Source organism: Paenibacillus sp. RC84, from assembly GCF_041260495.1.
Taxonomy (GTDB): Bacteria; Bacillota; Bacilli; order Paenibacillales; family NBRC-103111; genus Paenibacillus_F.
This window is the reverse complement of record NZ_JBGBYL010000005.1, coordinates 195,109-219,834: the sequence shown is the minus strand read 5'-3', so window position 1 is coordinate 219,834 and position 24,726 is coordinate 195,109. Positions and strand designations below refer to the sequence as shown.

Below are 24,726 nucleotides of genomic sequence, written 5' to 3'. Positions count from 1 at the left end.
CACTTTTATGCTAAACCTTGCCATTTAAAAGGAGGAAGGGTTTTGTTTAAATTTCGTTTAAATTTCGGAAACGATCAGACGGATTTTTCTCGCGGGGCGCTGCCGCTTATGAGCGCTTCTCCCCTGCCTCGCTTCACCGCAGCGAATACGACGATACACTCAGCCAGCGTTCCGACTGACTGGGCAAACGCACCGATTGCCCCGTTCCAGCCCGGCGTTATCACAATCAGCAGAACAAGCGAGACGAGCATCACGGTAACGTTGGCCGATTGCGAATAGACCATTGTCCTCGTTTCCCGGCGAAGCATAAGAATCCCGTTGCCGTAATCGAGCCAGGGAAACACAAGTGTGAGAATCATAAACACGCGCAGCGTTTTGATCACTTCCTCCATCAGCCGGTCGCCGACACCGATGACTTCGTTCAGAAACCAGGGCCCGGCATTCGTATAAGCGAGCAGCCCGATCAGAACGGACGGAATAAAACTGATGACCAGCACGAAACGCTTGACGCGTCCCGGATGAATCCGGTAGAAATTCAGGACAATCTGATGAATATACGAAAAAAAGCTTTGGACGAGCTGCGTCAAATTGGAGGCGACCGCGAACGCCGCGATAGCGATAACCCCATCTCCCGCCTTGCCGAGTAAAGCGTTTAGCGAAGGTCCGATCACGACCGCAATAAACGACGAGAAGAGGAGCGGCTTGTAAAAGCGGAAAACATCGCCCGTTTTTTCAACGGTGTGCTCCGGATTCTTCTCCGGTATTTTGTGTTTAAGCAGCGCACTGCCCTCCCACACCGCGACGGCGCTCTCGATCACCATGCCGACGAGGAAAATGATCGCGCCCACGCTGCTTCCGGTAACCCCGTGTACCCGTATGTAGTACTGCGCGACGAGATACATGCCGAAAAGACGGACGACCATCCCGATCGTGAGCCAGAACGTTCTTTTGTTATAAATAATCAAGCCGTGATAAAGGCATCTCAGCCCGGAAAACAGGCTGACGAACATGAGAATCCGGTAAACGTTCAGAACGTTTTCGAGCTGTGCGCCGCCGATTCCGAAAACGGCGCCCATCAGCCATTTTCCGGGCGGTAAATAAGACAAGATCAGTCCGGCCGCCATAATGGACGCGAATACGTAAAACGCGACCCGCCGCATGGCGCGAAACGAGACCCGGTCGCGGACAAGCGCGGAACACGTCTGCCTGAGCAGCACGGCCGGCTTCTCCGTTATCCCCAGAAGGCTCATCGCAATGGCATATCCCGCGATAACATGTTCGGGATCGGGCGCCCGGGCAAGCGTACTGTTAATGATCGAATGGGACATCGTGACCAGACTGGCCGCTATGCCGAGCGGTACGAAGAAGACAAGCAGCTTCCAGAAGGTAACCGCTTCATGAGCCGGGGACGCATGCTCATCTCCCCGGTCTGAGCCGGCGGAAATTCCGGCCGGTTCGGCTTTCTTGAGACTTCCGGTTTCCTGTAAATCATCGGGTTCATCATCTGACATAGCGCTGCTCCTCACTCACGAAGTTTGGACTAGAGATCAAGCGTAAGGCACAAAGTTACTTCGATTGTAGCACAAATAAACGCCCATCCCCCCGATATAGTTATAACTTCGTAAAAAGTGACAAGTATTTCTTATTGAAAAACAACCTCAATCCCTTATAAACACACAAAAAAAACCGCAGAAGCTGCGGTTTCGTACTTTTTATTTTTAGGGCGACCACCAGTTCCAACGGCCCAGAAGTTTCATCAAGGCAGGCACCAGAATCATGCGGATCAGAGTGGCATCCAGAAAAATGGCCCCCGCAATACCGGTTCCCAGCTGTTTGACCCCCGCTACGTCCGCTCCCGCAAACGGAAGCGTGACGGCGATCATGATAGCCGCCGCCGACGTAATGATCCGACTTGTGGAGGCCAGTCCCGCTGCAACCGCGTAATCGTTGTCCTGCGTCTGCCGGTAAACTTCGGCAATTCGGGCGACCAGGAACACTCCGTAGTCCATGCTGATGCCGAACACAAGGCCGAAGATGAATACGGGAATCATGATCGCGATAGAGCCGCCGCCATCGGCCGCCCCTTCCTGAAAAATCCAGGTCAACAGACCGAATGAAGCGGTAATGCTGAGAACATTCATCAGGAGCGTTTTAAGAGGAATGAATACGGACCCGAACGCCTTGTACAGCAGGAAAAAATTCGTAACGAGGACAAACAACAGCACCTTATGCAAGTTGGTAAAAATCGCGTCGTACACTTCCTGACGATACTTGGTCTCTCCGCCCAGTTGAAAAGGAATCTGCTCTTGATTTCCCGCGGCCTCCCATTTGCGCAGCCACTGTCTCGTTGCTTCCGAATCGGGATCGGTGCGAAGGTAAACGTCCATGACCAGCTGATTTTGATGAAAATAAAAGGGAAGCAAGGCGGCTTCGTGACGGACACCCGGCCTTTCAAGAAACAGAGTGAGCTGTTCGCCGTTCATGCCCAGTCTGGAGAAAACCGAATCCACCCGGACCACTTGCGGGTCCCGTTGAAGACGCTGAAACAGCCGGTAAGCATGCTGCCAGTCAAAACGTTGTCCGCTGTGCGCACCGGCATCTTTCGCGCCCAGAAGAAGGGTCGCTTCCGGCGAAGGAAAACGGACGGCCAGCCGTTCGGCTGCGGCGCGCGATTCCGTGCCTTCGGGAAGCGAAGCCGCATCCGGAACCGCCATCTTCATCCGGCCCACCGGCAGGATGAAGATGATAACGATCAGGATGGCGAGCAGCGCCATCCGCAAGGGTCTTTTCATAACGACCGCAGACAAGCGATGCCAGTACCGGCCGCCGTTAACGGGAAACCGGGCAGCGTTTTCCGCTTCAACCCTTGTCCGCAGCAAAGACAACACCGCAGGCAGCAGCGTAAATGACAAGAACACGGAGACAATCAGAACGGTAAAGGCAGCCCAGGCGACCGAGGCGAACATCGGGAGAGGGATGAACAGGATGCCGAGCAGGCCAAGCGCCACACAACCCGCCGAATACAATACCGCTCTTCCCGAAGTCCGCATAGTAAATCGAAGCGCCGATTCGGCCCTGCCGCAGCTCAGTTCTTCCCGGAACCGGCTCACCAGCATCAGGGAAAAATCGATACTCAGCGCCAGCCCCACCATCGGAATGACGTTGAGAACGAAATTGGACAAATCCGTCACCATCCCGATCCAGTAAACGATTCCCATCGAGACGACGGTGGAAACCAATCCGAGTACGACCGGAATCAAAGCGGTCGCCGCTCCGCCGAAGGCTATCCACAAGATAAGAAACGCAGCCGGAAGCCCGATCAGCTCCGCTTTTCTCATATCTCTTTCACTCGCCTCATTCACATCCGCCTGAACGACCGGCTTCCCGGTGAGCTTCCACGCGAAGCCGGGATGAGCGGGCAGGCGTCCGCGCAGCTCCCCCAGCACCTCCTGTTCATTCCGTCCGGTAAAGCGGATATCCAGCAGCGCATAGGCCTTGCCGGAACGCAGCATTTCCTCCTGATCCAGGGGTGAAACGATCCTGTCCAGTCCAGGCAAGCCCTCGGCATTGCGCAGAACGGAGCGGATATAAGCTCTAAATTCCTCCTTCGGACCGGGCGCGTTCTGCTCGAACCAAAGAACGACCGGCTCGGCAGGCCGGTTAAAACCCGCGTCCAGCCGCTCCCTGACCGTGCCGAACGAGCCTTCGGGGTCAAGCCCGTGCCCCTGGAGCACGGAAGGAAGACTGTGGGCGTAGCCCCCGAAGAAAACGAGGCAGGCCGCCCAACAGGCGAGAATGATCTTCGGATAGCGGAAAGAGAGGACAGCCAGTCTATGCAAGCCCATGCCCTCCTCTCTTTGCGAATAGCAACCGAAGATTAGTATTCTCCTTCCGGCTTCAGCCGGGTGGCCTCCAATAATCCGGAGGCCATGCCCGGCGAAAGCTGCGCAAGACGCAGCAGCAAGCGCACCGCGGCCGGACTATCGAGGGAGGACTGCAGCAGCCGTCCCCACCTCAGCGGCCTCCCGAACGTCCGCTTAACGGCGCGGACGTACTGCTCTTCCCACCCGGCAAGGCTGAGCTTCCCCCGCAGATAGTCGTCTGCCAGGGGGGCGCACAGCCGCGCCGAGCGGAGGGCCATGGACATGCCGTCCCCGCACAGCGGGGGAATCATCACCGATGAATCCCCCAGACGCGGCACCATGTCCCAGGGGTTCAAGCGCCGGTTCAGCTTCACCGGCGCGACCGCTGCCTGTGCACCCGGCACAGGCAGCCCCCGCTTCAGCTTCGAATGAAGCGGGGGGCACCGCTGCGCGGCGGCTTCCAGCAGCGCGAGCACGCTTTTGCCCGCGCCGCGGAACGCATCCAGCGACAGCAGCGCGGAGACGTTGACGAGGCCGTCTTCTATGGGGCACAGCCCCAGGTAGCCGCCGGGAAAAAGATACAGCTCGACGATCGGCTCCATCTCGATTCCCGTGTAATGAGATTTGACGCCCATATAGTCGGGGGCGCTGCGTTTCCATGGGTTCAGGGTTCGGCGGGTACGCCCCGTTTGGGCGGAGTGGGCCGGTTTTCCCGGAGTTGCCGGGGTTGCCGGGGTTGCCGGGGTTGTCTGGTTTGTTGGGTTTGTCGGGTTTGTCGGGTTTGTCGGGTTTGTCGGGGTTGCCTGGTTTGTTGGGTTTGTCGGGTTTGTGGGGTCTGTCGGGCTTGAAAAGCCAGCTTGGTTTTTCCGATCTGCCGGGTTCAGCAAATTTAACGGCATGAAAGAATTTAACTGCCCCTCCGTTTCCGCACTTGTCAGGATCGACGCGCCTTGAGGCCTCTGCAGACTTCCCGGTACTCCGGAAAACCTCTCTCCGCCGGAGTCACCCGGGCAACAAGCACCGGTTACGAGAGCTTGCCCGTTCAATCCCCAAGCGGCAATAACCGTGCGGGCCCGGATGACCTCTACCCTGCCTTCTCTCTTCACTCTTACCTCGCAGCTCTCATCGGCGAGCCTCGTAACCGAGAGAACCGCCGCCGAGGTCAGGACCCGGGTTCCCGCCGCTTCGGCGGCTTCATGAAGCGCTTCGTCGAGCCGGAAACGGCTCAGTCCCATAGCGGTTCCCGGCAGCGGGATGTCAACATGGCCGCCTTCCGCGGAAATCAGCCGCGCCCGCTCCACCCGGGCCGGGCGAAGGGCCGACACGCGGTCCAGCAGGCCGGCCGCATCCAGCGTCTGCCGGACTTCCGGCGACAGAAACTCCCCGCACACCTTATGGCGTGGAAAGCTTTGCCGGTCCACCAGCAGCGTCCGCCATCCTTTCTCCGCCAGGCTTTTAGCGATCAGGCTTCCGGCTAAGCCCGCACCCAGAACGGCAACGTCCGTCTCGGTTACGTTCATGGCTTACACTCCGATCCCGCATCCGGCTGCGGCTGCCGGGGAATCACGACCGCATAGCGGAACAGCGGTCTCCAGGAGACGTGATAACCGGGCGTCTCCAGTGCTTTCCCGAGAACGGACCAATCCTCCGGCGAGAAGCCTTTGGCGACGGATAGCGGTCCGTCATGGCGGATGTAGCGGTTTCCCGACAAGACGCGGGAAGCCAGCCAGACGGCGGACCAGGCCAGCCAGTGACGGTGAATATCGTTAACGGCGATGCCGAGGCGGGACGCCCGGAGCATCGTGCGAACGACACCGGGGAGCTCATCCGGGGAGAAGTGATGGAGAAACTGGGTGCCGGTCACAATATCGGCGCAGCCTTCGGGAAGCTCGAACAAACTGGCACGCCGGATCTCCACTCTCGGTTCGCCGCGGAACAAACGCCGTGCCTCTTCGCAGGCTTCCTCTGTAATATCGCATAAGGTGACGGCCACGCGTATATTGCGGCCTTCCGCCCACCGGAGCACGTGACGGTTAACGTCGCCGGAGCCGGAACCGACATCAAGCACGGTCAGTTCTGCCGGTTTTCCGGCTGCCGTCCACAATTTTTCGATCCCGTACAAGGTCGGGCCGAACGCCGCAAACAGACGGTTGAGCCTGCGGAGATGCCGTAAAGCCTCCGTAAGCTCGGCTCCTCCGCAGGTGAGATCATCCATGTACTCCGCTTCCGGCGAACGGCTGTGCAAGCGGTCAAACGGCGGCATCCGCTGTTTTCTCCCGCGCAGCGCCTACCGGTATGTAGGTGAACCGGATAAGCTCCGCCGTAAGTCCGGGACCGAAGGCCAGAGCGATCCCGTCGGCGGCGTCCGCTCCCGCCGTTTGGAGCTGCGTCCGCATCTGCTGCAGGACGAAAAGTATCGTAGCGGAAGAGAGGTTCCCGAAGTCCCGCAGCACTTGTCTGCTGGGCGCAGTCTGCTCTTCCGTCAGGCCGTATACCTGCTCCACTGCATCCACGATCCCTTTGCCCCCGGGATGAATCGCCCACAGCTCGGGAAGGCGCTCCCCGCCCAACAGTTTACCGATCTCCTGTGGAATCCGGTTCGTAATAAGTTTGGGGATAGCCGGAGACAAATATAAGTCGAAACCGAAATTGCCGACTTCCCAAGTCATCTCCTCGGCCGCTTCCGGAATGAGAACGGAGCGGTGATTCCCCAGCCCGAATATCCCCTGCCTTGATTCTCCCGTCCGCCCGATTACGCAGGCGGACGCACCGTCCCCGAAAAATGACGCTCCGAAAAGAGCTTCCTTATCGCCGGACGGCTGTATATGCAGCGTGCACAATTCGACGCTTACGATCAGCACGTTCGCCTGCGGAGCGGAATCCGCTATTTCACGGGCCAGGCATACCGCACGCAGTCCCGCCGCGCATCCGATGAATTGAAGCGGAATCCGGGAGATTTCCCTGGACAAGCCCAGTTCTTTTACAAGCGAGGCGTCCAGGCCCGGCAGGAACTGCCCCGTACAGCTGACGGTGATCAGATGTGTGATGTCCGAGACGGAAAGACCACTGTCCGCCAGTGCCTGTCCGGCCGCTTGACGCGCCAGCGGCACCGATTCTCTTTTATAAAGCGCCATTCGTTCGGCAGTCGACGGGATAAGGCCCGGCTCCGTATCCGGCAGATAGCGGCATGAAGAAATCGGCCCCAGAAGACCGGGTTCGCAGGTGTACCGGGTTTCAACGCCGCACTGTTTGAACAGCCGTTTGGCCCAGCGGGCGGAATCGGGATAACGTTCCAAAGCCTGTACCAACCGGAGGACTACTTCCGATTGTTTTAGCGGGTAGGCCGGCACTGCCGTGCCTATTCCCAGAATTGCGGTTGCAGGAGTCGTCTGGTCCATCTACCGGTTCATCTCCTCGTCTATAAATAGGCCGGATCGGCCAGAAACAGCGAAAACGGCAGGCCGGTTCTCATGTTCAATCCGCCCTTCTACTCATCTGTATTCACAGCGGGCGAAGCTTAGTACAGGCTCTCCGTTTCGAGCGCAATGATTGCCGTGCCGCTCCATAGGCAAGTAACATGCGGCTGGCCGCCTTCATGTGACGCCGAGCATCGCGTGCCGTGAGCCTTGCGCGGCGCGAATATAGGTTTGATTCTTTTTTGCGCAGCAGCGTATTCGCAAGGACGTGTATCCGGGATACCCTGCCCTTGCCGTTCCCGCCAAATAAAAAAAGCCGCAGAAAGCGCGGCTTTTAAACTTATGAATTTTTGCCGAAAAAATAGCCGGTTAACTTCAGATACTCCGTGAAAGTAACCATCAGGCTCTTGTTATTGCCCCACCATTTCCCGGGAGTAAAACTTTTATCGGGGGCGGCCACGTAATGCAGCTGAATGCCGGAATCTTTGAACGCCCGGTCGAAAAGGAGCTTAACCCTTCTCATATGGTAGTCCGAAGAAACGACAGTCACGGATTTGAACGCGTGTTTCTCGATGACTTTTTTGGAAAACACGGCATTTTCATACGTGCTGTCCGCCCGGTCCTCCAGGACGATAGCTTGCTCGGGAACGCCAAGCTCCATCGCGTGTTCTTTCATGAGATCGGCCATTCTGCTGTTCCGGTACACTTCGCCCCCGGAAAACATGAGATACGGGGCAACTCCGTTTTTGTACAGCTCGGCTCCTTTCTCCGTCCTTTCCCCCCTGTCTCCAGAGAGAACGAGGATCACATCGGATTTAACCGGTTCTTCCGTATAGACGAGGAAAGAGCCCGCGTTTTTCACCGCGATCATCAGGACAATGAACAGTCCGAAAGCAAGTATGAGTTTAATTTGTTTTTTCGTCAAAAAGCCTCACTCCATTTACCGGATCCATGCCCCCTATCTTACCACAGATGGACGCCGCATTTCTTTCGGATCTCGTAAACGCGTAAAACGTAAAGCCTTCATTCGGCTCCGCGTTCTTCTCCGACGAACCCGTTGGCCGCAGCACCCTGGCCGACCACAAAGAGCAGTACGGCGATTGCGGCGAGCAGGAGAAGCGGAGTCGTCCACCCGCCTGTCGTGTCATGCAGGAACCCGAACAGAATCGGTCCGGCGGCGGCCAGCAGGTAACCGAATGATTGCGCCATGCCGGACAATTCGGCGGACTGCTGGGCGCTTCGCGTACGCAGGCTGAAGAACATCATCGCCAGACTGAATGCGCAGCCCCCGCCTATGCCGGCCAGGATGATCCACAGCGGCACGAGAGCAGTGCTTCCCAGCAGCAGTCCGAGAATCCCCGCGAGGAACAGCACGCACGTGAGCGTAACGAGGAAGCGCTGATTGGCCATTCTGGCCGCCAGAATGGGCACGACGAACGTGATGGGCAGAAGCGCAAGCTGCATCAGGGAAAGCATCCATCCTGCGTATTCGGCGGAAAGTCCTCTGGTGTTCAGGACAGCCGGCAGCCAGGCGACAAACGCATAGAAGAACGTCGACTGGAGTCCCATGAACAGGGTGACTTTCCAGGCCAACGGCGATTTCCAGACGGAAACAGCTTTGTTGCCGGAGGAATTCGCCGAAACGGCGGACACCCGGGCCGCCCCTTGGCGGGCTTTGCGGCTGCCGTTAACCAGCGGCAGCCAGAAGAGCAGGGCGAGAAGACTCAACGCGGCCCAGGCCCCCAGAGCGCCTTTCCAGCCGAGGCCGCTTGCCGCCGGTACGCTGATGCCGGATGCCGCCGCGCCGCTCAAGTTCATCGACACGGAGTACACGCCGGTCATCAGACCGATCCGTGCGGGAAAATCCCGCTTGATCAGACTGGGAAGCAGCACGTTGCATAGGGCGATGGCGACTCCCAGCAGGGCGGTTCCCAGAAAGAGCGTACCTGCTCCCGACGCCGAACGGAGTAAGATGCCGACCGTCAGGATTGCAGCCGCGGCGAGCAGGACCGCCTCGATCCCGTACTTGCGCGCCCATTTGGGCGCGAACGGGGAAATAACGGCAAACATCAGCAGAGGCAGCGTCGTCAAAGTGCCTGCCAGCGTATTGGAGATGCCGAGCTCTCCCTTAATGGTGCCGATCAAAGGCCCGACGGATGTGAGCGGAGCTCTCAGTACGGCTCCGATAAACAAAATGCCGACGATCAGCAGCCAGCCGGCGGTTCGCGCCGTATCTTGATCCTGCCGCGCCAGCGGCAGTTCTTCGGGTGGTGTCATTTCTCTGGTGTTCATGATTGTTCCTCCAAGCGTTTCAGATCGTTTCTCGAGTGCGAGATATATTCGTGGACCGCCTCTGCGGCTTCTTCTACATCCTGACGGATGATGGCGTCGATCATTTTGGCGTGACTGCGGCGATAAAGTCCGATTTCCGGGATAAGCCCCGACAAACTCCGCACGGAATGATCCAGCGCTTCGGTCATATGCGCGTAAAGCTCGCTGAACAGCTCGTTATGCGCAGCTGTGACGACTGCTTGGTGAAGCCGGATATCCGCGCCCGAGTAGGCCTCCATGTCCCGGGATTCCTCCGCCGCCGCGCACGCATCCAGATGAAGCTTTAAGGAGTCGATGTCTTCATCCGTTCTGCGCTCCGCCGCAAGTCTTGCCGCTTCGCGCTCCAGCGCCTGCCGTACTTCCAGTGTCTCTGCCAGGGTGGATTGCCTGACCCGCTTCTGCAGAACGACGCCTAGGACACTGGACGAGCACACATACGTGCCGTCCCCCTGCTTCGTCTGAAGCAGCCCCGCATGAACCATGGCGCGCACGGCTTCGCGGATCGTATTGCGGCTGACGCCGAGCGCCTCCGACAGCTCCGGTTCCGGAGGAATACGCGTTCCGACGGGCCACTGGCCGGATTCGATTAAAGTTTGCAGCTGATCCGCAACCTGCTCGACCAGCGTTAATTTTTTCGGTTTCTCCAGCATATTTCGAAAACCTCCAAACATAGGATGATTGGTCTTTATCTAAAATAGCACAACGAGAGCGATCTGTAAACCACCTCGCGCCATCGGTTTCCGGTGTGTATCGTAGCATTCCTTTATGGTAGCCGCCCGCATGACCTCTCTTCGGGATGCCCTTGGTTTTCGACAAGACGGCCTCATCTGCTGCCCCGGAACATCTTCCGCCGATAAAAAAGGATTGTCCCATAATGAGACAATCCTTTGATGAATTCCCCGCCGGAGCAAATGCCCGGTATCCTCCGGGGTTCGATAAGATACGTTTTTTACAAGCGCCGCCCGTTTCGGGATTCGATATCACAAATCCGCAACAGGCCTCCGGTCAGGACGAAAGCTCCTTACCCTTGGTCTCGTCCCCCCAGAAGAGCACGGCCAATGCGCCGATCAGGATCATGACGAAAAAAAGGATGAAAATCGCCTGAATGCCGATTCCCCAGCCTACGAGTACACCGACCAGCAGCGGGGCGACGATGCCTCCTATCCGTCCGAACGAGGCGGCAAGTCCCGCACCCGTCGAGCGGATCGCCGTCGGATACAGCTCCGGCGTATAAGCGTACAGCCCGCCCCAGGCTCCGAGGTTGAAGAAAGACAAGCACATGCCCGCGGCGATCAGCATGCCTTCCGTGGAAGCACCGCCAAACCATACGGCGCTGAATGCGGTCAGCACAAGATAAGTGACCAGAACGAATTTACGGCCGAATTTCTCGATAAAATACGCGGCCGTAAAATAACCCGGAAGCTGAGCGAGTGTCATGATGAGCACATACTGAAAGCTTTTGACGAGCGTAAAGCCTTTCAGCACCATCACCGTAGGAAGCCACAGGAACATGCCGTAATACGAAAACACGACCGTAAACCACAACACCCACAGCATCACGGTCGACCGGCGGTAATCGCGGGACCAGACGGATTTCACTTTCGCGGCAAATGAAGTTTCTCCCGACTGTTCTTTCCGGAACCTCGGAGGATCTTCAATCGCCCGCCTCAAATACAGCGCGTAAAGCGCGGGCAAGGCCCCGATGACGAAGGCGGACTGCCAGCCGTACTTCGGGATGACGAAGTACGCGATCAGCGCCGCCAGAATCCAGCCTCCCGCCCAGAAGCTTTCGAGCAGCACGACCGCTCTTCCCCTGTCCTGCGCGGGCATACTCTCCGACACGAGCGTGGACGCGACGGGAAGCTCCCCGCCCAGCCCTACACCCGCGATAAACCGCAGGATGCAGAGGACGGTAAAACTCGTAGCCAAAGCGGACAACCCGCTGGCGGCCGAAAAAATAAGCAGCGTCCAGAGCAGGACGGACTTGCGCCCGTAGCGGTCGGCCAAATAGCCGGCTATCGCCGCCCCGAAGGCCATTCCGACCGAGTTAATGCTGGTCAGTACACCGACCTGCCCCGCACTGAGCTTCCAGTGGACCGTCAGAGCCGCGACGATAAACGAAATAATGCCTACATCCATGGCATCGAACAGCCAGCTTAAACCGGCGCTGAACAGCAATTTTCTCTGTTTAGGATTTTGAAGCATCGCGATAGCGCGCATTGGGCTTCTCCCTTGTCGTTTAGTAGGGTCCGCTTATTCTGCCCCTGTCCAAAGGGAACATTCCGGCATCCCCCTATTCTTTTCCAGTTAAGAGGATAAGCGGACCGGGTAATTCACTATTTTACCCCCATTCACTTAAATTGGCTAACCTTTTCAAGAAAAATAAAAGATGTTAAGAAACCGGGAGGAACAGACACCATGAGGAATAAAAACGAGCAGGAGAGAACTTCCGAAGAACAGCTTTTTAAGCAGTTGGAGAAATATCCCCGGCAGAAACTGCACAAAGAGGATGTCGAGCGCGTCACCGAAATGGTCCGCGACTATCAGGGGAAGATCAAAGCGCATCTGCACGAACAGCAGGAGAAAAAGACGAACCGCTGGGACCGGATGGCCGATCACGTTGCTGTCCTGGCCGGCAGTTGGTGGTTTGTTACGGCATCCGCCGTCACCATTACGGTGTGGATGCTCGTCAACAGCGAAAGAAATTCGTTGTTTATTTTGAGCTTCTCCCTGTCCATCCTTTCCCTGTTTCAATCGACACTGATTCAGAAAAGCCAGAACCGCCAGGCCGCCAAGGACAAACAGGAGCAGATGCTCGACATCGCCATCAATTATAAAGCCGAGCAGGAGAACCTGGAAATTCAGCAAAACTTAAAGGAGCTTGAAGTAAAGCTCCAATGGATCGAGCTCCGGTTATCCGCCCGCTCACGCGCCAAAAGCCGCCCCGGAAGGGCCAAAGCCCCGCGCGCAAAGCAGCAGAAATAAGCAGGTTTAAAACAAGCTCCAGTCAAAGCGCTCCGACAGCTTCTCAAGCAGATCGACGCCCGCAACGCTGTTGCCTTTGTGATTAAGCGCCGGCCCGATAACACCGATTCCGTACCGGCCGGGCACGAGAGTCAGAATGCCGCCGGAAACGCCGCTTTTGGCCGGCAGTCCGACGCTGATGGCGAACTCCCCGGAGGCGTTGTACATTCCGCAAGTGGTCATGAACGTTTTGGCGATCTGTACGAAGCGCCGCGGAATGAGCGTTCTCCCCGTGAGCGGGTCTTGTCCGTCAAAAGCGAGAACCAAGGCCATCCGCGAAAGATCGCCGCATGTGACCCGGATCGAGCAGTGGCGGAAATACACCTGAAGAACTTCTTCGACACTGCCGTCCAGAACCTCGTTCTCCTTCAGAAAATACGCCAGCGAACGGTTCATATGCCCGGTCTCATTTTCCGACCGGTATACCGCCTCGTCATAATCCAGCTTGTCGTTTGCGGCGATCTCCCGGAAAAACGCCAGCACTCTCGCCGACTTCGCCTCGGGTCCGTCGCCTTTGATTAACGAAGACACGGCGATCGCTCCCGCGTTGATCAAGGGATTAAACGGGATGCCCGGCTCGACCAGCTCCAGCTTCAGCATGGAGTTGAAATCGTCGCCCGTCGGCTCTTTGCCGACCTTGGAGAAGACGGTTTCTTCCCCGTGATCCATTAGCGCCAGTATCAGCGTAAACACTTTGGAAATACTCTGCATCGTAAAAGGCAGCCCGCAGTCCCCCGCGGACAAATGCTCCCCCTGCCCGTTCAGCAGATGAATGCCCAGTGCGGGCGCCGGTGATTTAGCAAGCTCCGGAATGTACGACGCCACGTTTCCCCGGGAAGTCAGCTTGCGGCTTTCTTCGACCCACTGCGGAAGCGCCGCCTGGATGGCATTGAATTCATGATCGGCATTCATGGACTTCCCTCCTCTATCTCCATTTCGTTTTATAATTTGTCGTGTTCTTTCCGCATTCCTTCTCGATAAAACAAGTATGACCGCCAAACGAAAAAAAGATGACAGAAACGCGGGGCGCTTCTGTCATCTTTTATTTAAATTCTTGCACTTCCGCAGCTTCAGCCGCTTCGGCATACCTGCTCAGCGTGAGGGAGAAAATCAAATCCGTTTCTTTCTGCCTGTCGCTCTCCGTCCAGATTTGGCCTTCCATGAGGTCGACCAGCTTCTTGCTGATTGCCAGATCCAGACTCGTTTCATAGATGGGAACGGAAGATCCGCCCGCTTTGCCGCCGGCCGTTTCCAGCAGGAACTCCAGCTTATCGGGTGTAATGAGCGGCGCTTTGACGGCAAAACGGATATGATGAACATCGGGATGGTCCGTATCCGGCAGGTTGACCGCCGCGAGGGTAAGTTCGCCGGATCGGGCGTTCTTGGAGGCATGATCAAGCAATTTGACCAGCACATCCCGGATCTTCACCGGATCGCCGACTACGACGGAAGGAAGTCCGGACGCCGCGTCGAGGCGGATTGTTCGGCCTCCCGTATTTCGGATTTCGTACAAATTCACGACTTCTTCCAGAGCAGGAAGCAGTTCGAAGGGCTCCGCCTCCACAGCCACGCCGCCCGATTCCATTTTGCTGTAATCCAGAATGTCCGTTACGAGAGTAAGCAGCGACTTGTTGCTCGTTTCAATGATGTTCATATAACTCTTCTGCTCTTCGCTCAGCTCCGTATCCTGCATCAGATCCGTCATGCCCATGATGCCGGTCATCGGGGTCTTGATCTCCTGCCCGATCATGGCAAGAAGCTTGCTCTTGATCCGAGACGACTGCTCGGACGCCGCATGGGAATCCCGGAGAATCTGCTGGGCTTCCCGCAGCTCCGCGACCGTATGTTCAAGCTCCACCACGTGGGCAAGAAAGACCGCCATGGCGCTCAGCGTTTTGAGATCGGTCTCCGAAACGGGATAAGACGGATGATCGAGAATACAGATCGTGCCGTAAAACTGACCGTTCTTCAAAATAATCGGCAGCCCGATAAAAGAACGGCTTCCGAGCGCACGGGTTACTTCCAGATCCGCGGTAAGGGGACTTGAAGCCGTGTCGGAAATAACGAGAGGCTCGTTCGCACGGCGTCCCACAAGACTGCAGTAGCTGATGTCGAAAGGAAGCTCATCCCCTTCCTTCACGAGCTGTTCCCGCCGGTTGAACGCCTTCAGAATCGTATTGGTCCGGCCGTCGTTCGTTGCGACAAAAATGGTATTCACTTGAAGCAGTCCGCTGACGACTTCAATTATATGAGCGGCGGCTTCCTCTATATTGTTATAAAAACCGGCTGGGTCCTGGTGCCTGTTTGTCATAGCTATCACACAGCTTTCTTTACTTTCAGATAACGATCTTTCTAAGTGTACTATATTTCCGGCTCTTTCAGGCATAAAGGTTTTGAAAAAAACAGAATATTTCTAGAATTCCCATCTAAATTCACGGGAATAACAACGGTTATCGGAAAATCGCAAGATTTTGAAAGAAATCATGGGATAATTAGCCTTACACAAACAAGTGGACCTTCTTCTCAAAAGGGGTGTCGTAAACCTTTCCCTTCATAAGCTGTTCCAGATAAGGACGGATCAGGTCCGCCTGCGTGGAATGAAAGCTTTCGCCGCCCCACCGCTCGATCGTTCGCTGCTGGGTTTCTACGATGGCGATGTCCTGATTCAAGGCTTTTTTCAGAAAAGGGGTCAGCACCCGCTTCTTCAGCCCGTTCGTGAACCGGCCTCGCTTCATCGTGATAACCGCATAAATATCCTGATAAGCGAACGAAGTCGGCCTCATCACGGCCGTAATAAGCAGCGTCAAGCCTTTGGCGGAAGAGTATTCGATCTGGGCGACGCCGGGCATATAAAACCGGCCGAAGCTCCGCTGCCTGTCCCGCTCGAATAAACGCGAGATAAGACCGGCCTGTCCGGATTCGCCGGTATATTCGATTTCGACGGCGGTGCCCTCCGCCCGGATGCGGGCGTTCACGGTCTGGCGGCCGCTGTCCGTACGGATGAGGCCGGCGTGGACATAGTGCGTGTGCGTGGCGTCCAGCAAATTTTCCGCCGCGTTAAGCAGCGAACCCCGGACGGCCGTTTTCCAGACGAAGGAGTAATACTCCGGGTTGTTCATAAACGGCAGGGCCAGAGGCTCCGGAACGGATACTTCCTGCGGTCCCCCTGACCGCGCCCCTCCGCCGAGCCGGGCCCACAGAAAGCCGTCCCGCTCCCGCAAGGCCACCGGCGACGCGTCGTGGTGGGGACCCGGCTTGAACGTGCACAGCCCCGGTACCCGGGTGCAGGCTCCTGTCCCGTCGAACTCCCACCCGTGGTAAGGGCAGACCAGCTTCCCCGCTTTCAGCCTGCCTCCCGAAAGCGGCACGTTCCGGTGCGGGCAGCGGTCCAGCAGCGCGTGCGCGCCCTCTTCCGTGCGGAACAGGACGAGCGGTACGTCAAGCACCGTCAGCCCGAGCGGCTTCCGCTTAAGGTCCCGCGACGGACAAAGCGGGAGCCAGTGCTTTTTCAGCTCGGCATAGAGAACTTCCTTCTCGGCGTCCGTCTGGCAAACATCGTTCCTCGTCAGATTCATAATCGGTACTTCCTCATCACGGGTACCCCAACTCCATTCAAAAGATGACTCAATCCGAGCCATACGGCCCGCCGCCTCAGAGGCAGATGCCGGATGTAGACGGCGCTGTATTCGATGGCCGGGCGGCCTCCCCGGATCCGTTTGAAGTGCGCGGCGCCGGAGCTTAAATGCAGCAGCTTCCTTTCCTCGGCGGCCCGGGTCAGCACCAGGCTCATCAGCATCCGGTACAGCCCTTCCTTCTGCGGAAGAGCGGTGTTGTAACCGACCAGCGGGGCCGTAATGACACCGGCTTTATCGAAACAGCCGATTACGCCCTGCAGCACCCCCGAACTGTCCCTCAAACCGCGGATCCGCAGCAGCCCGTGCCGATGGCAATTGGCGATGTAAGCCTCCGTGAAACGCGGATTCAATCGGGAATATTTACGGATGTACAAATCCTCGTAAAGCTCCACGATGCGCGGATAATCCGACGGCTCAATCTCTTCGTGCTCCACAAACCGCAGCGGCGAGCGCCGAAGCAGCTTTTGGTCCCATACATTGTTCGGTTTGTGCAGGTAATCCGGCTCGCGCCCCTCGAAAAAATACACCTGCCGGCTCGGAACGAGAATCCACCCCAGTCCGGTCAGGTCTTTCATCAGCTGCGGATTCGTCACCTCGTTCAGCGACCTGAAAATGACCGCATGCGACGGAAAACGTTCCAGCAGATCGGCGGTCAGCACACGGACATCCTCTTTCGGCAGCTCTTCATACAAATTCGTCGAGAGCAGCCAGTTATTGACGTGTACGTTCCGGTTGATCCGGGCGCTTTTCAGCAGCGGCGAAAGAATGCCGATCACTCCCCGCAGCGCGCCTTTCAGCAGCTCGCTTTTGAAAAGAACCAGCTCTTCCAGCGCGTAGGACACATAGGTCGAGTACGGCGAACATACATAGGAGTTGTCATACTCCGTTTCGTTCACCGTCACGGGAAGCAGCTGCTCCCCGGCCCGGACCAGTTCCACCTTCGTCCGGACATTCCGGATATACGCACCGGCGCCGTTGCCGATCAGCGGCTCGGTGTAGGCCGCCGTCATTTTGTTAGCCGGATGATTTTTACCCGGGCCGGTTTCATTCGAGGGGGAATCCCCCGCTCCAGCTCTGCTTCGCGGCGTTTGTCCCGCCTGCCATTGTATAGATTCAGCCGGCTGTGTCATTCGCTACCTCCCCGGCCGTTTACGTGTAACGGCTGTCTAATTCTTCGTCCAGCGAGCTTCTTCCCCGGCAAAGCGCCTCGAAGGAATCCGCCACCCGGACGCATTCGTCGTACCCGAGATTTCCCGAATGAGCGGCAAGGATAGGATATTCGCCTTCCACCGGCGCTTTTCGCATATCGAAAAGATAATGGTTGCCGCAGCCGTCCATCGCAAAAGAAACGGATAACGGCATGTATTCGGGCAGCTCGTACGCCAGATTCATCTCACGGAATTCGGAGGTGGAGAAAAACTGGAAATATCGTTCCCCGGTCCGAAATTCCCCTCCGTCCGAGTAACGCAGAAATTCCGCATACGCGCCCGGCAGTTTCCCCTGCGGTATACGCCATTTTGTCGGATCGATCGGGATATATTGATTGTAAAAGGGCGAGTTTACCGGAAAAGGGTTCTTCTGTCTCGCGGCGATTTCCCGATTTTCTTCTTCCGTCAAAGGCAGCTTCCATGTTTGATGGAAGCTCTCAAGAACTTCCTCCGCGGCCCCCGCTTCTTTAGCGAACACTTCGTCGAAAAAATAGTCCCGCAACGGCAGGCACCTCCTCTTCTGTCTTTGGTCTTAGCTTGAAAGAAAGGCCGCCGCAGCGCGGCACGCCTTCAGTACAAAGCTTCTCCGTCCCATTCGATGTCGGCGGTTGCCGCATCTTTAAACGGAATCCGCCTGCGCAGCGAGTCGAAAACCGTTTCGGCCAGACTGCCCGCATGCAGCAGCGGCACCCACGGGTCTTGCCTGCTGAAAAGCACATCGCGCCCATGCCGGAAATCGTGGAACCACCGCCCGATTCCCGAGGGGCTAAAGCCGTGGTAAAAGGGATTCGCCAGCATCGCGTACCCGATCATCGGTGGAGCTTCCGCAGGCTTCGGGCATTCGGGGCTTCCGGGGCTTCCGGGGCTTCCGAGGCTTCCGAGGCTTATCCGGATTGCCGCCGGATTTTCCAAGGAAGTACGGCTGCCGGCAAAAAGCTTCCCCTCGGTCACTTCGGAAAGCCGTTCTCCCCTGCGGCCGAACGGCTTCATCAGCCCGGCGGTGTCTGCGAGATGCAGTCCGCTCGTCGCCCTCGGGTTGCATTCCAGCACATGCAGGGTGCCGTCCTTATCTTCTATGTAATCGAATGCCACATGCCCCGTAAAATCCAGCTTGCGGACCAATTCGGCCGCGAAGCGGTCGATTTTCTCGCGATGCACCGGCTTGAAGTAATAGCCGGAAGCCTGGCCGAGCCGGTACAGAGGCTCGTAGGAACCGTACGCGGCGATTTCTCCGTCCACGGCCAAGTGATAGCTGCACAGCTCCCGGCCGCGGATGTACCGCTGCGCGATCCAGGGCCGGTGCGCGGACGGCGCAAAGCCCTCCGGAAGCCGGGAAGGAGCCAGAAGCGCCTCCGAAGCGAAGCGGCTGTACACCGGTTTGAACGCGAATGCGGACGGATCGCCGAGTTCTTTCAATTGAGCGGCGGATATAAGCAGCTTCGTCTCTGGCGTCTGCGCGGACATTCCTTCCGTCAGTCCGGAGAAGTTCCATTTGTTGTGCAGCGAGTTCAGAACTTCGAAATCGTCGCAGAACACGCGGCAGTACCGGGCCAGCTCTTCCCGCCCATGGGCGATATAAAAGATTTCCTCGCTCGTAGGCAGGAGCAGATCGATTCCGGCAGACCGGATAATGGCCGCGAGCGCGGCAATAAATTCCCGGTATCCTTCTCTAGGAGAAGGAACATGGAAGAATTCTTTTATCGCCCGTGAGCCGCGGCACACCGGAAATTTGACACTGTCCGCGGCATATACGTTCCACCCGGAATCCCGGAACCGCCTCGCCAGATCCAGAGCCGCGTAGGATCGGCAGCCTGTGAGGAGCACATTCATCTGCTGCCGATCCACCCTTCTCTTGCCGTCATATCCGGCTCTACGGCATAGGCGCGCTCAATTCTACGCAATTTCGTCAAGCCCGGCTGGAACGAGTAAGGCGCAAACGTGATTTCCGGAGGCCGGCAGCCGTGCCGGGCGAAAATCCCGGCCAGTTCCCGCCGGAGCGGTCCGGTGACGTCCGGCACTCCTTCTTTCGTGCGGACCGATACCTCCAGACGTTCCCGGTCACGCTGGATGACTTTGTATTCGGTGATTCCGTCCGAAGCCAGCATCACCGCCCGCCGGATGAAATCCGGGAAGACCGGAACGTCCTGTCCTCCGTCCATACTCCGGCCGAAGAACAAGTCGTCCGCGCGTCCGCTGACGGATTCGACCGCCGTGAACACCGAACCGCAGGGACAAGGTTCATCCCGGAGCGTGAGCAGATCGTTCAGCCGGTAGCGGATGATGGGCTGGGATGTACGGGAAAAATCCGTAATCACCGGCATAAAGGTCCGCCGCCCGGAATCTACGTACTCCCGCTGGATCACGGCGATATCCTCGTTGAGATGCAGCGTCCCGTGTTCGCAGGTTGCGCCCAGAAACCCTTCGGTGCATTGATAAATCTGGTGCAGCCGGGTGTTGAAAGCAAGCTCGATCACCTGCCGGTCGACCGGTTCCAGCACTTCCGCGACGGAAATGATTTTGTTCGGCGCAATCGCCAGTTCTCCCCTCTGCTTCGCTTCCGCCAGCAGCCGGAGCATGGACGGCGGGGCGATCAGGAGAGTCGGCTGCAGCCGGCCGAGCCGCTCGATATGCTCCGGGACCGGGCGGATCATGTCGAAGAAGCTGAACCGGATTCTTCGGGATTGCACCGTCTGGTACAGGTTGCTGTCCGCCCGGAGAAAGAAGGCGATCCGGTGCTTTCGCAGCAGGGAACCCGGCAGAGCTCTCGCCAGGGCGGCGCCCGCCCACGCCGCTCTTTCCTCGGCGCTGACGATGAACAGCCCGCGGTTGCCCGACGTGCCGGAGGAAAGCCCGACGGTAACCCCGTTCAGCTCGGGGGTAAAGTCGCGCTCCCGCTCGGCTTGAAGGGCCGCATGGAGCGCTTCGTCCTTCGTGATGCCCGCGGTGTTCAGCTCGTCGAAGGCGTCCATCATGGCCGTCTTGTCTATGGTCGGCCATTCTCGCCAGCTATCCGGCGGGAGACCTTCAAACAGGCGGGCGTAGAAAGGCGACTTGCGCCGGGTTTCTTCCAGAAATGCCCGGACCCGCGCGTTTTGCCAAGCCTCAAGGTCTTCCCGGCTTTTCCATCTTTGCCCGTTCCATTTGGTCAGGGCGTATTGTTTGAGCAGCAGGATGAGTTTCACAGGAGTTCAATGCCCTCCTTTCCGCAAAGTTCCCAGGCTTCCGCACAATGGGTAAAAAGAAGGCGCATCTCCGGCTGCCTGCGGTGCAGCTCCACGAGATTGCCGAAAGTAAGTTTGTAGTCCCGCCTGCCGTCGAACAAAATAAAAGCGGGCGGACTGGGCAGCCGGTTTTCCCGCACGGCCTGCGCCGACCAGCTTGCGTCCGCGCCGAGCAGCACGGGATTTCCGTCCGCTCCCCTCAGGAAGACGCCGATCTGGCGAGCGGCATGGCCGGAAAGATCCACGGCGGTCACACTCCCGTCGCCAAAAAGGTCCCAGCCCCGCTCGAACGGGCGGCACGCGGCGGGCAGCGCCGCTTCCGGGCACTGCTCCACCCAGTTTGCCCGGGCCTCGAAATCCGGAGGAATCAAGTCCGGGAGCACCGCTCTTTTTACCGCAGCCAGCCCTTTTAAGGAAGCGACCGAATCATAGCCCTCTTTCGAGCAGATGAACTTCGCGTTCGGAAAGTCCGCCAGCCCGCAGATGTGATCCGCATGAAAATGCGAAATTATGACCGCAGTCACATCCTCCGGAGCGTATCCGGCCGCCCTTACATGCTCCGCGGCGGTTAGATATTCCCCCGTCTCCACCGGAGTCGTCCAGCGGTACAGCGCATAGGGAAGCCGGCGTGTCGCCTCCGCAAAACGCGGGGAATATCCCGTATCAAACAAAATTAACCCTTCGGACGGATGTTCAAGCATGGCAAAAAGGCCCGGAAACGCGACGGACCGCCATTTCCCCCCGCGGAGTGACAGGATCTCCAACTGCTTGCAGGTACCCGTGCAGTGCATCGTCAGCTTCATGCGTGTCCCTCCCGTTCCCGCCACCACAGGCTGAACCGCCGGATGCCGTCCGCGACGGAAACCCGTGGCTTGTAGCCGAGCTCCCGCTCCGCTTTGGAAATATCCAGCGTCTGGCTGAAGGCCAGCAGCGCCACCGTGTATCTCGTGAGCATCGGTTCTTTGCGCGCGAAAGGAAGTGCGGCGAACGCTTCCATCGCCGCCGCCGCGCCGTAAGCTGCCGGATACGGAACCTTCCGGGCGCGGAAGGGCATCTCCAGCAGCCGGAAAAGCTCCGCCAGCAGCTCGTACACGTAGACGGGCTCTCCGTTGGTGATGTTATACTTCTGCCCGTTACAGGTCTTATCGGCGCGGGCGCAGCACAGAAGCGCTTCCGTCACGTTGTCCACGTAGGTGACATCCATAAACGCGCGTCCGTCGCCGAATACGGGCACGAACTTCTCCTCGTTAGCCCGCAGCAGACGCGGGAAAATCGCCGTGTCTCCGGGACCGAAGAGCCCTCTCGGCCGGATCGTAATCACCGGAAGACCGGCCCTGCGGGCGGCGTCCAGTTCGCTTTCCGCCAGACGTTTCGTCTGCGCGTAGGCATTGACGCCTCTCATCGGCAGCGGTTCTTCTTCGGAGATGCCGTAGCGGTCCCGGTAGTCGAAATAGATCGACGGGGTGGACACATTAACGAGCCGCCGGACGCCGTGCTTCATGCAGCCCCGGATGATCTGCCGCGTCCCGGTCACATTGGACGTGTAGAAATCGCGGTAAGCCCCCCACGGAGAGGACATCGCTCCGCAGTGGAAAACAATCTCGTGACCGCGCACGGCCTCCGGCATATCCTCCGACGCCAGGTCCATCCGCACGAAGTCGGCCCCTTCTTGCGCCAGCCTTCTTCCGGCTTCCGGGTTGCGGCCGACCGCCGTCACCTCATAACCTTCCTCCAGCAGGCGGCGGATCAGATTTCCTCCGAGAAAACCTGTCGCCCCCGTCACTAACGCTTTCATAATAACCATTCCATTCGATGTCGTAAGTGGTAATCTCTTTAAGCGGCACGCGTTTTGCCCGCGCTTCTCTCCATAAGTCCAGCAAAATCCGGCCTTGGGCCAGAGCAGGTCCCCAGTCGCCCGGACTGAAAATCACATCCCTGCCCCGCGCAAGGCTGGCGATCCAGTGACGCAGCCCGGCAGGCGTTCCGCACGCGACCGCTCCGTACATCAGCATCGCAGCGGCAATCATCGCGGGACGGCCTCCGGGTGAAGGGCTTATAACCGTGTCCGTGCAGTCCGTCAGGGCCCGGTCTATTCCCTCATCGGGCGTAAACAGATGCAGCCCGCTCGTTGCCCGCGGATTGCACTCAAGCGGATAAATAACGCCGGCTTCATTGACGATAAAGTCAAACGCGATCTGTCCCGTAAACCCGATTTCGCGGACAAAATGCTCCACCCATCCGAAGAGATCCTGACGTCCGCAGGTTTTGAAATAAATAGTCGCGCCCCGTCCCGCCGTGAAATCCGCCGCGTAATCCGCATACGCGGTCAATCGGCCCTTGTGGGCAATGGCATAGACGCAGTATTCCTGCCCTTCGACGAAATGCTGAGCGATCCAGGGATTCTCATGCGAAACGTTAATCCGGGGCCGTACTTCACCCGGACTGAACAGACGCAGGTGATTCGCGAATCTGGAGAAAACAGGCTTCAGCACCCATTTCCGCGTGCCCTCCCGTTCCAGAAGCGCGTGCATGTCCTCCTCCGTTTCCAGAAGGACCGTATGGGGTGCAGGCAGTGCCATCTCCTTTACCCGGCGGATAAAGGACGCTTTATCATGAAGGGCGATCAGCTTGCCGAAATCATCGGCCAGCACGGTGCAGCCCTGCAGCTTATTCTTTATTTGAGCGATGTAATAAATCTCTTCGCACGTCGGGATCAGCAGGTCGATGCTCTGCTCCAGAACGATTGCCTGCAGCGCTTCCGCAAAGGCGGACGGATTGTCCCGCGGTCCCGGAATGCGGATAAACTTCTCTATGCAGCGCGAAAAGCGCAGCAGAGGGCTTGCCAGACTGTCGGCCGCATAAATCGTATGGCCGAGGGCCGACAGCTGGCGGGCCAAATCCAGCGCGGCGGGCGCCCGGCCGCCGGTAATGAGGATGCGGCGGCTTCCGGACTTCTTGCTAGTACTCAAGAAGAAGCCCGCCCAGGGACAGCCCGGCCGAGATGCCGATAACGGCCGTCAAGTCTCCGCGTTTCAGCCGGCCCAGCCGGACCGCTTTGTGCAGCCCCATCGGCAGCGAGGCGGCGATCATATTGCCGTGATGTTCGATGATGTTCATCAATTTGTCGTCCGGAATCCGCAGCTTTCGCTGAAGCAGCCTCATCGCCATGGCGCTTCCCTGATGGGGAATGACGAGGGCGACGTCTTCCAGCGTGACGCCGGCTTCTCCGAACAGCTTTTTCAGAAAATCGGGCAGCAGCTTGGACGTCTTCTTAAACAAGGCTTCCCCCTGCATATCGAACAGGAAATCCGCGATACGATCCGGCTCGTAAGCGATCGAGGGCAGCTTGGAGCCGCCCCCTCGCACCTCGGAGAGCGCCGCGCCGGAGCCGTAGGTTTCTATACGGGAAGCCACGATCCCCGAGCTTTCGCCCGCAGGTGTTTTCCCGACTACCACGGCGGCCGCTCCGTCCCCGAACAGGATCGCGCTTTCCGACTGGCTGTAATTCAGGCCGACCGAGGCGATTTCCGGAGCCACCAGCAGGACACGCTCATACCGGCCCGCGTCGATCAGATAGGAAATCAGATCCAGACCGGCCAGAAACGACAGGCAGGTGGAGTTGACGTCCAGACACGGAATGCCCGAATCGCCCAGCTTCATTTCACTTTGGATCAGCGCCGCCGTACATGGAATGGGCTGCTCCGGAACCGCATTCGTACAAACGATGCAGTCGAGCTGCTCCGCCTCCAGACCTGCGTCCGCCAGTGCCGCGAAAGCGGCCTTCGCCCCCATCTGCGAAACACTTTCGTTTTCCGCGTAATGCCTGACTTTTACCCCCGATTTTTTATACACCCAGCCCTCGGGTTTGCCGAGCCTTATATCCAAATCTTCCGCGGTTACCCGCTTTTCCGGCAGATAGGCCCCGGTTCCCAAGACCTTCACTTGTCGAGTTTTCATGCTGTTCCCGTCGCTTTCCGTTTATTTTAACAAGCTTCCCGCAGCCCTCTGCATCTCCGCCCCTGGCGGAA

At 58.0% G+C, this 24,726-nt stretch carries 21 protein-coding genes; 1 reads left to right on the top strand and 20 read right to left on the bottom strand.

Annotated elements, in window-relative coordinates:
- Nucleotides 1-74: 74 nt before the first annotated feature.
- The 9 genes from ABH899_RS13605 to ABH899_RS13565 all read right to left on the bottom strand — a co-directional run bounded on the left by ABH899_RS13605 (nt 75) and on the right by ABH899_RS13565 (nt 11,830).
- Nucleotides 75-1,511 carry a multi antimicrobial extrusion protein MatE gene (locus ABH899_RS13605; protein WP_369996935.1) on the bottom strand — a complete coding sequence of 479 codons (1,437 nt, stop codon included), beginning with the start codon at nt 1,509-1,511 and terminating at the stop codon, nt 75-77.
- 207 nt (nt 1,512-1,718) lie between these two features.
- Nucleotides 1,719-3,845 (bottom strand): MMPL family transporter, encoded by a 2,127-nt coding sequence (locus ABH899_RS13600; protein ID WP_369996933.1) that lies wholly within the window; start codon nt 3,843-3,845, stop codon nt 1,719-1,721.
- A 32-nt stretch (nt 3,846-3,877) separates the two neighbouring features.
- Nucleotides 3,878-5,383, bottom strand: coding sequence for an NAD(P)/FAD-dependent oxidoreductase (locus ABH899_RS13595; protein ID WP_369996930.1), 1,506 nt, complete (start codon nt 5,381-5,383; stop codon nt 3,878-3,880).
- A complete protein-coding gene (locus ABH899_RS13590; protein WP_369996929.1) occupies nt 5,380-6,126 on the bottom strand; it encodes a methyltransferase domain-containing protein in 747 nt (248 codons plus the stop codon). Before ABH899_RS13590 ends, ABH899_RS13595 begins: the two co-directional genes overlap by 4 nt.
- A complete protein-coding gene (locus tag ABH899_RS13585) occupies nt 6,113-7,261 on the bottom strand; it encodes a type III polyketide synthase (protein WP_369996927.1) in 1,149 nt (382 codons plus the stop codon). Before ABH899_RS13585 ends, ABH899_RS13590 begins: the two co-directional genes overlap by 14 nt.
- A 358-nt stretch (nt 7,262-7,619) precedes the next feature.
- On the bottom strand, nt 7,620-8,204 hold the full coding sequence (locus tag ABH899_RS13580; protein WP_369996926.1) for a YdcF family protein: 585 nt from the start codon (nt 8,202-8,204) through the stop codon (nt 7,620-7,622).
- 98 nt (nt 8,205-8,302) lie between these two features.
- Nucleotides 8,303-9,571 (bottom strand): CynX/NimT family MFS transporter, encoded by a 1,269-nt coding sequence (locus tag ABH899_RS13575; RefSeq protein WP_369996924.1) that lies wholly within the window; start codon nt 9,569-9,571, stop codon nt 8,303-8,305.
- The gene (locus tag ABH899_RS13570; RefSeq protein WP_009672910.1) at nt 9,568-10,260 is read right to left on the bottom strand and encodes a FadR/GntR family transcriptional regulator; all 693 of its coding nucleotides are present in this window, start codon (nt 10,258-10,260) and stop codon (nt 9,568-9,570) included. Before ABH899_RS13570 ends, ABH899_RS13575 begins: the two co-directional genes overlap by 4 nt.
- Nucleotides 10,261-10,615: 355 nt before the next feature.
- Nucleotides 10,616-11,830: an MFS transporter gene (locus ABH899_RS13565; RefSeq protein WP_369996922.1), complete on the bottom strand. Its 1,215-nt coding sequence runs from the start codon at nt 11,828-11,830 to the stop codon at nt 10,616-10,618.
- 198 nt (nt 11,831-12,028) lie between these two features.
- Here ABH899_RS13565 and ABH899_RS13560 point away from each other — a divergent pair, with 198 nt between their 5' ends.
- The gene (locus tag ABH899_RS13560) at nt 12,029-12,595 is read left to right on the top strand and encodes a DUF1003 domain-containing protein (RefSeq protein ID WP_369996920.1); all 567 of its coding nucleotides are present in this window, start codon (nt 12,029-12,031) and stop codon (nt 12,593-12,595) included.
- A 6-nt stretch (nt 12,596-12,601) separates the two neighbouring features.
- Here the strand turns inward: ABH899_RS13560 and glsA are convergent, their stop codons facing one another.
- The 11 genes from glsA to ABH899_RS13505 form a co-directional block, all read right to left on the bottom strand.
- Complete coding sequence (gene glsA / locus ABH899_RS13555) at nt 12,602-13,546, bottom strand: glutaminase A (protein ID WP_369996918.1); 945 nt, start codon at nt 13,544-13,546, stop codon at nt 12,602-12,604.
- 130 nt (nt 13,547-13,676) lie between these two features.
- Nucleotides 13,677-14,945, bottom strand: a complete 1,269-nt coding sequence (locus ABH899_RS13550; protein WP_369996916.1) for a GAF domain-containing sensor histidine kinase — start codon at nt 14,943-14,945, stop codon at nt 13,677-13,679.
- Nucleotides 14,946-15,132: 187 nt separating this feature from the next.
- Complete coding sequence (locus ABH899_RS13545; RefSeq protein WP_369996914.1) at nt 15,133-16,209, bottom strand: Rieske 2Fe-2S domain-containing protein; 1,077 nt, start codon at nt 16,207-16,209, stop codon at nt 15,133-15,135.
- Complete coding sequence (locus tag ABH899_RS13540; protein ID WP_369996912.1) at nt 16,206-17,399, bottom strand: GNAT family N-acetyltransferase; 1,194 nt, start codon at nt 17,397-17,399, stop codon at nt 16,206-16,208. Before ABH899_RS13540 ends, ABH899_RS13545 begins: the two co-directional genes overlap by 4 nt.
- A gap of 19 nt (nt 17,400-17,418) precedes the next feature.
- Nucleotides 17,419-17,979 carry an SMI1/KNR4 family protein gene (locus tag ABH899_RS13535; protein WP_369996910.1) on the bottom strand — a complete coding sequence of 187 codons (561 nt, stop codon included), beginning with the start codon at nt 17,977-17,979 and terminating at the stop codon, nt 17,419-17,421.
- 68 nt (nt 17,980-18,047) lie between these two features.
- On the bottom strand, nt 18,048-19,307 hold the full coding sequence (locus ABH899_RS13530; RefSeq protein ID WP_369996909.1) for an ATP-grasp domain-containing protein: 1,260 nt from the start codon (nt 19,305-19,307) through the stop codon (nt 18,048-18,050).
- Nucleotides 19,304-20,659 carry a F390 synthetase-related protein gene (locus ABH899_RS13525; protein WP_369996907.1) on the bottom strand — a complete coding sequence of 452 codons (1,356 nt, stop codon included), beginning with the start codon at nt 20,657-20,659 and terminating at the stop codon, nt 19,304-19,306. Before ABH899_RS13525 ends, ABH899_RS13530 begins: the two co-directional genes overlap by 4 nt.
- Entirely contained in the window at nt 20,656-21,501 is an 846-nt protein-coding gene (locus ABH899_RS13520; protein ID WP_369996906.1) for an MBL fold metallo-hydrolase, read from the bottom strand. Before ABH899_RS13520 ends, ABH899_RS13525 begins: the two co-directional genes overlap by 4 nt.
- A complete protein-coding gene (locus ABH899_RS13515) occupies nt 21,498-22,493 on the bottom strand; it encodes an NAD-dependent epimerase/dehydratase family protein (RefSeq protein WP_369996903.1) in 996 nt (331 codons plus the stop codon). The genes ABH899_RS13520 and ABH899_RS13515 overlap by 4 nt, the downstream gene beginning before the upstream one ends.
- A complete protein-coding gene (locus tag ABH899_RS13510) occupies nt 22,417-23,667 on the bottom strand; it encodes an ATP-grasp domain-containing protein (RefSeq protein WP_369996901.1) in 1,251 nt (416 codons plus the stop codon). The genes ABH899_RS13515 and ABH899_RS13510 overlap by 77 nt, the downstream gene beginning before the upstream one ends.
- Nucleotides 23,657-24,655 carry a beta-ketoacyl-ACP synthase III gene (locus ABH899_RS13505; RefSeq protein WP_369996898.1) on the bottom strand — a complete coding sequence of 333 codons (999 nt, stop codon included), beginning with the start codon at nt 24,653-24,655 and terminating at the stop codon, nt 23,657-23,659. The genes ABH899_RS13510 and ABH899_RS13505 overlap by 11 nt, the downstream gene beginning before the upstream one ends.
- Nucleotides 24,656-24,726 lie beyond the last annotated feature (71 nt).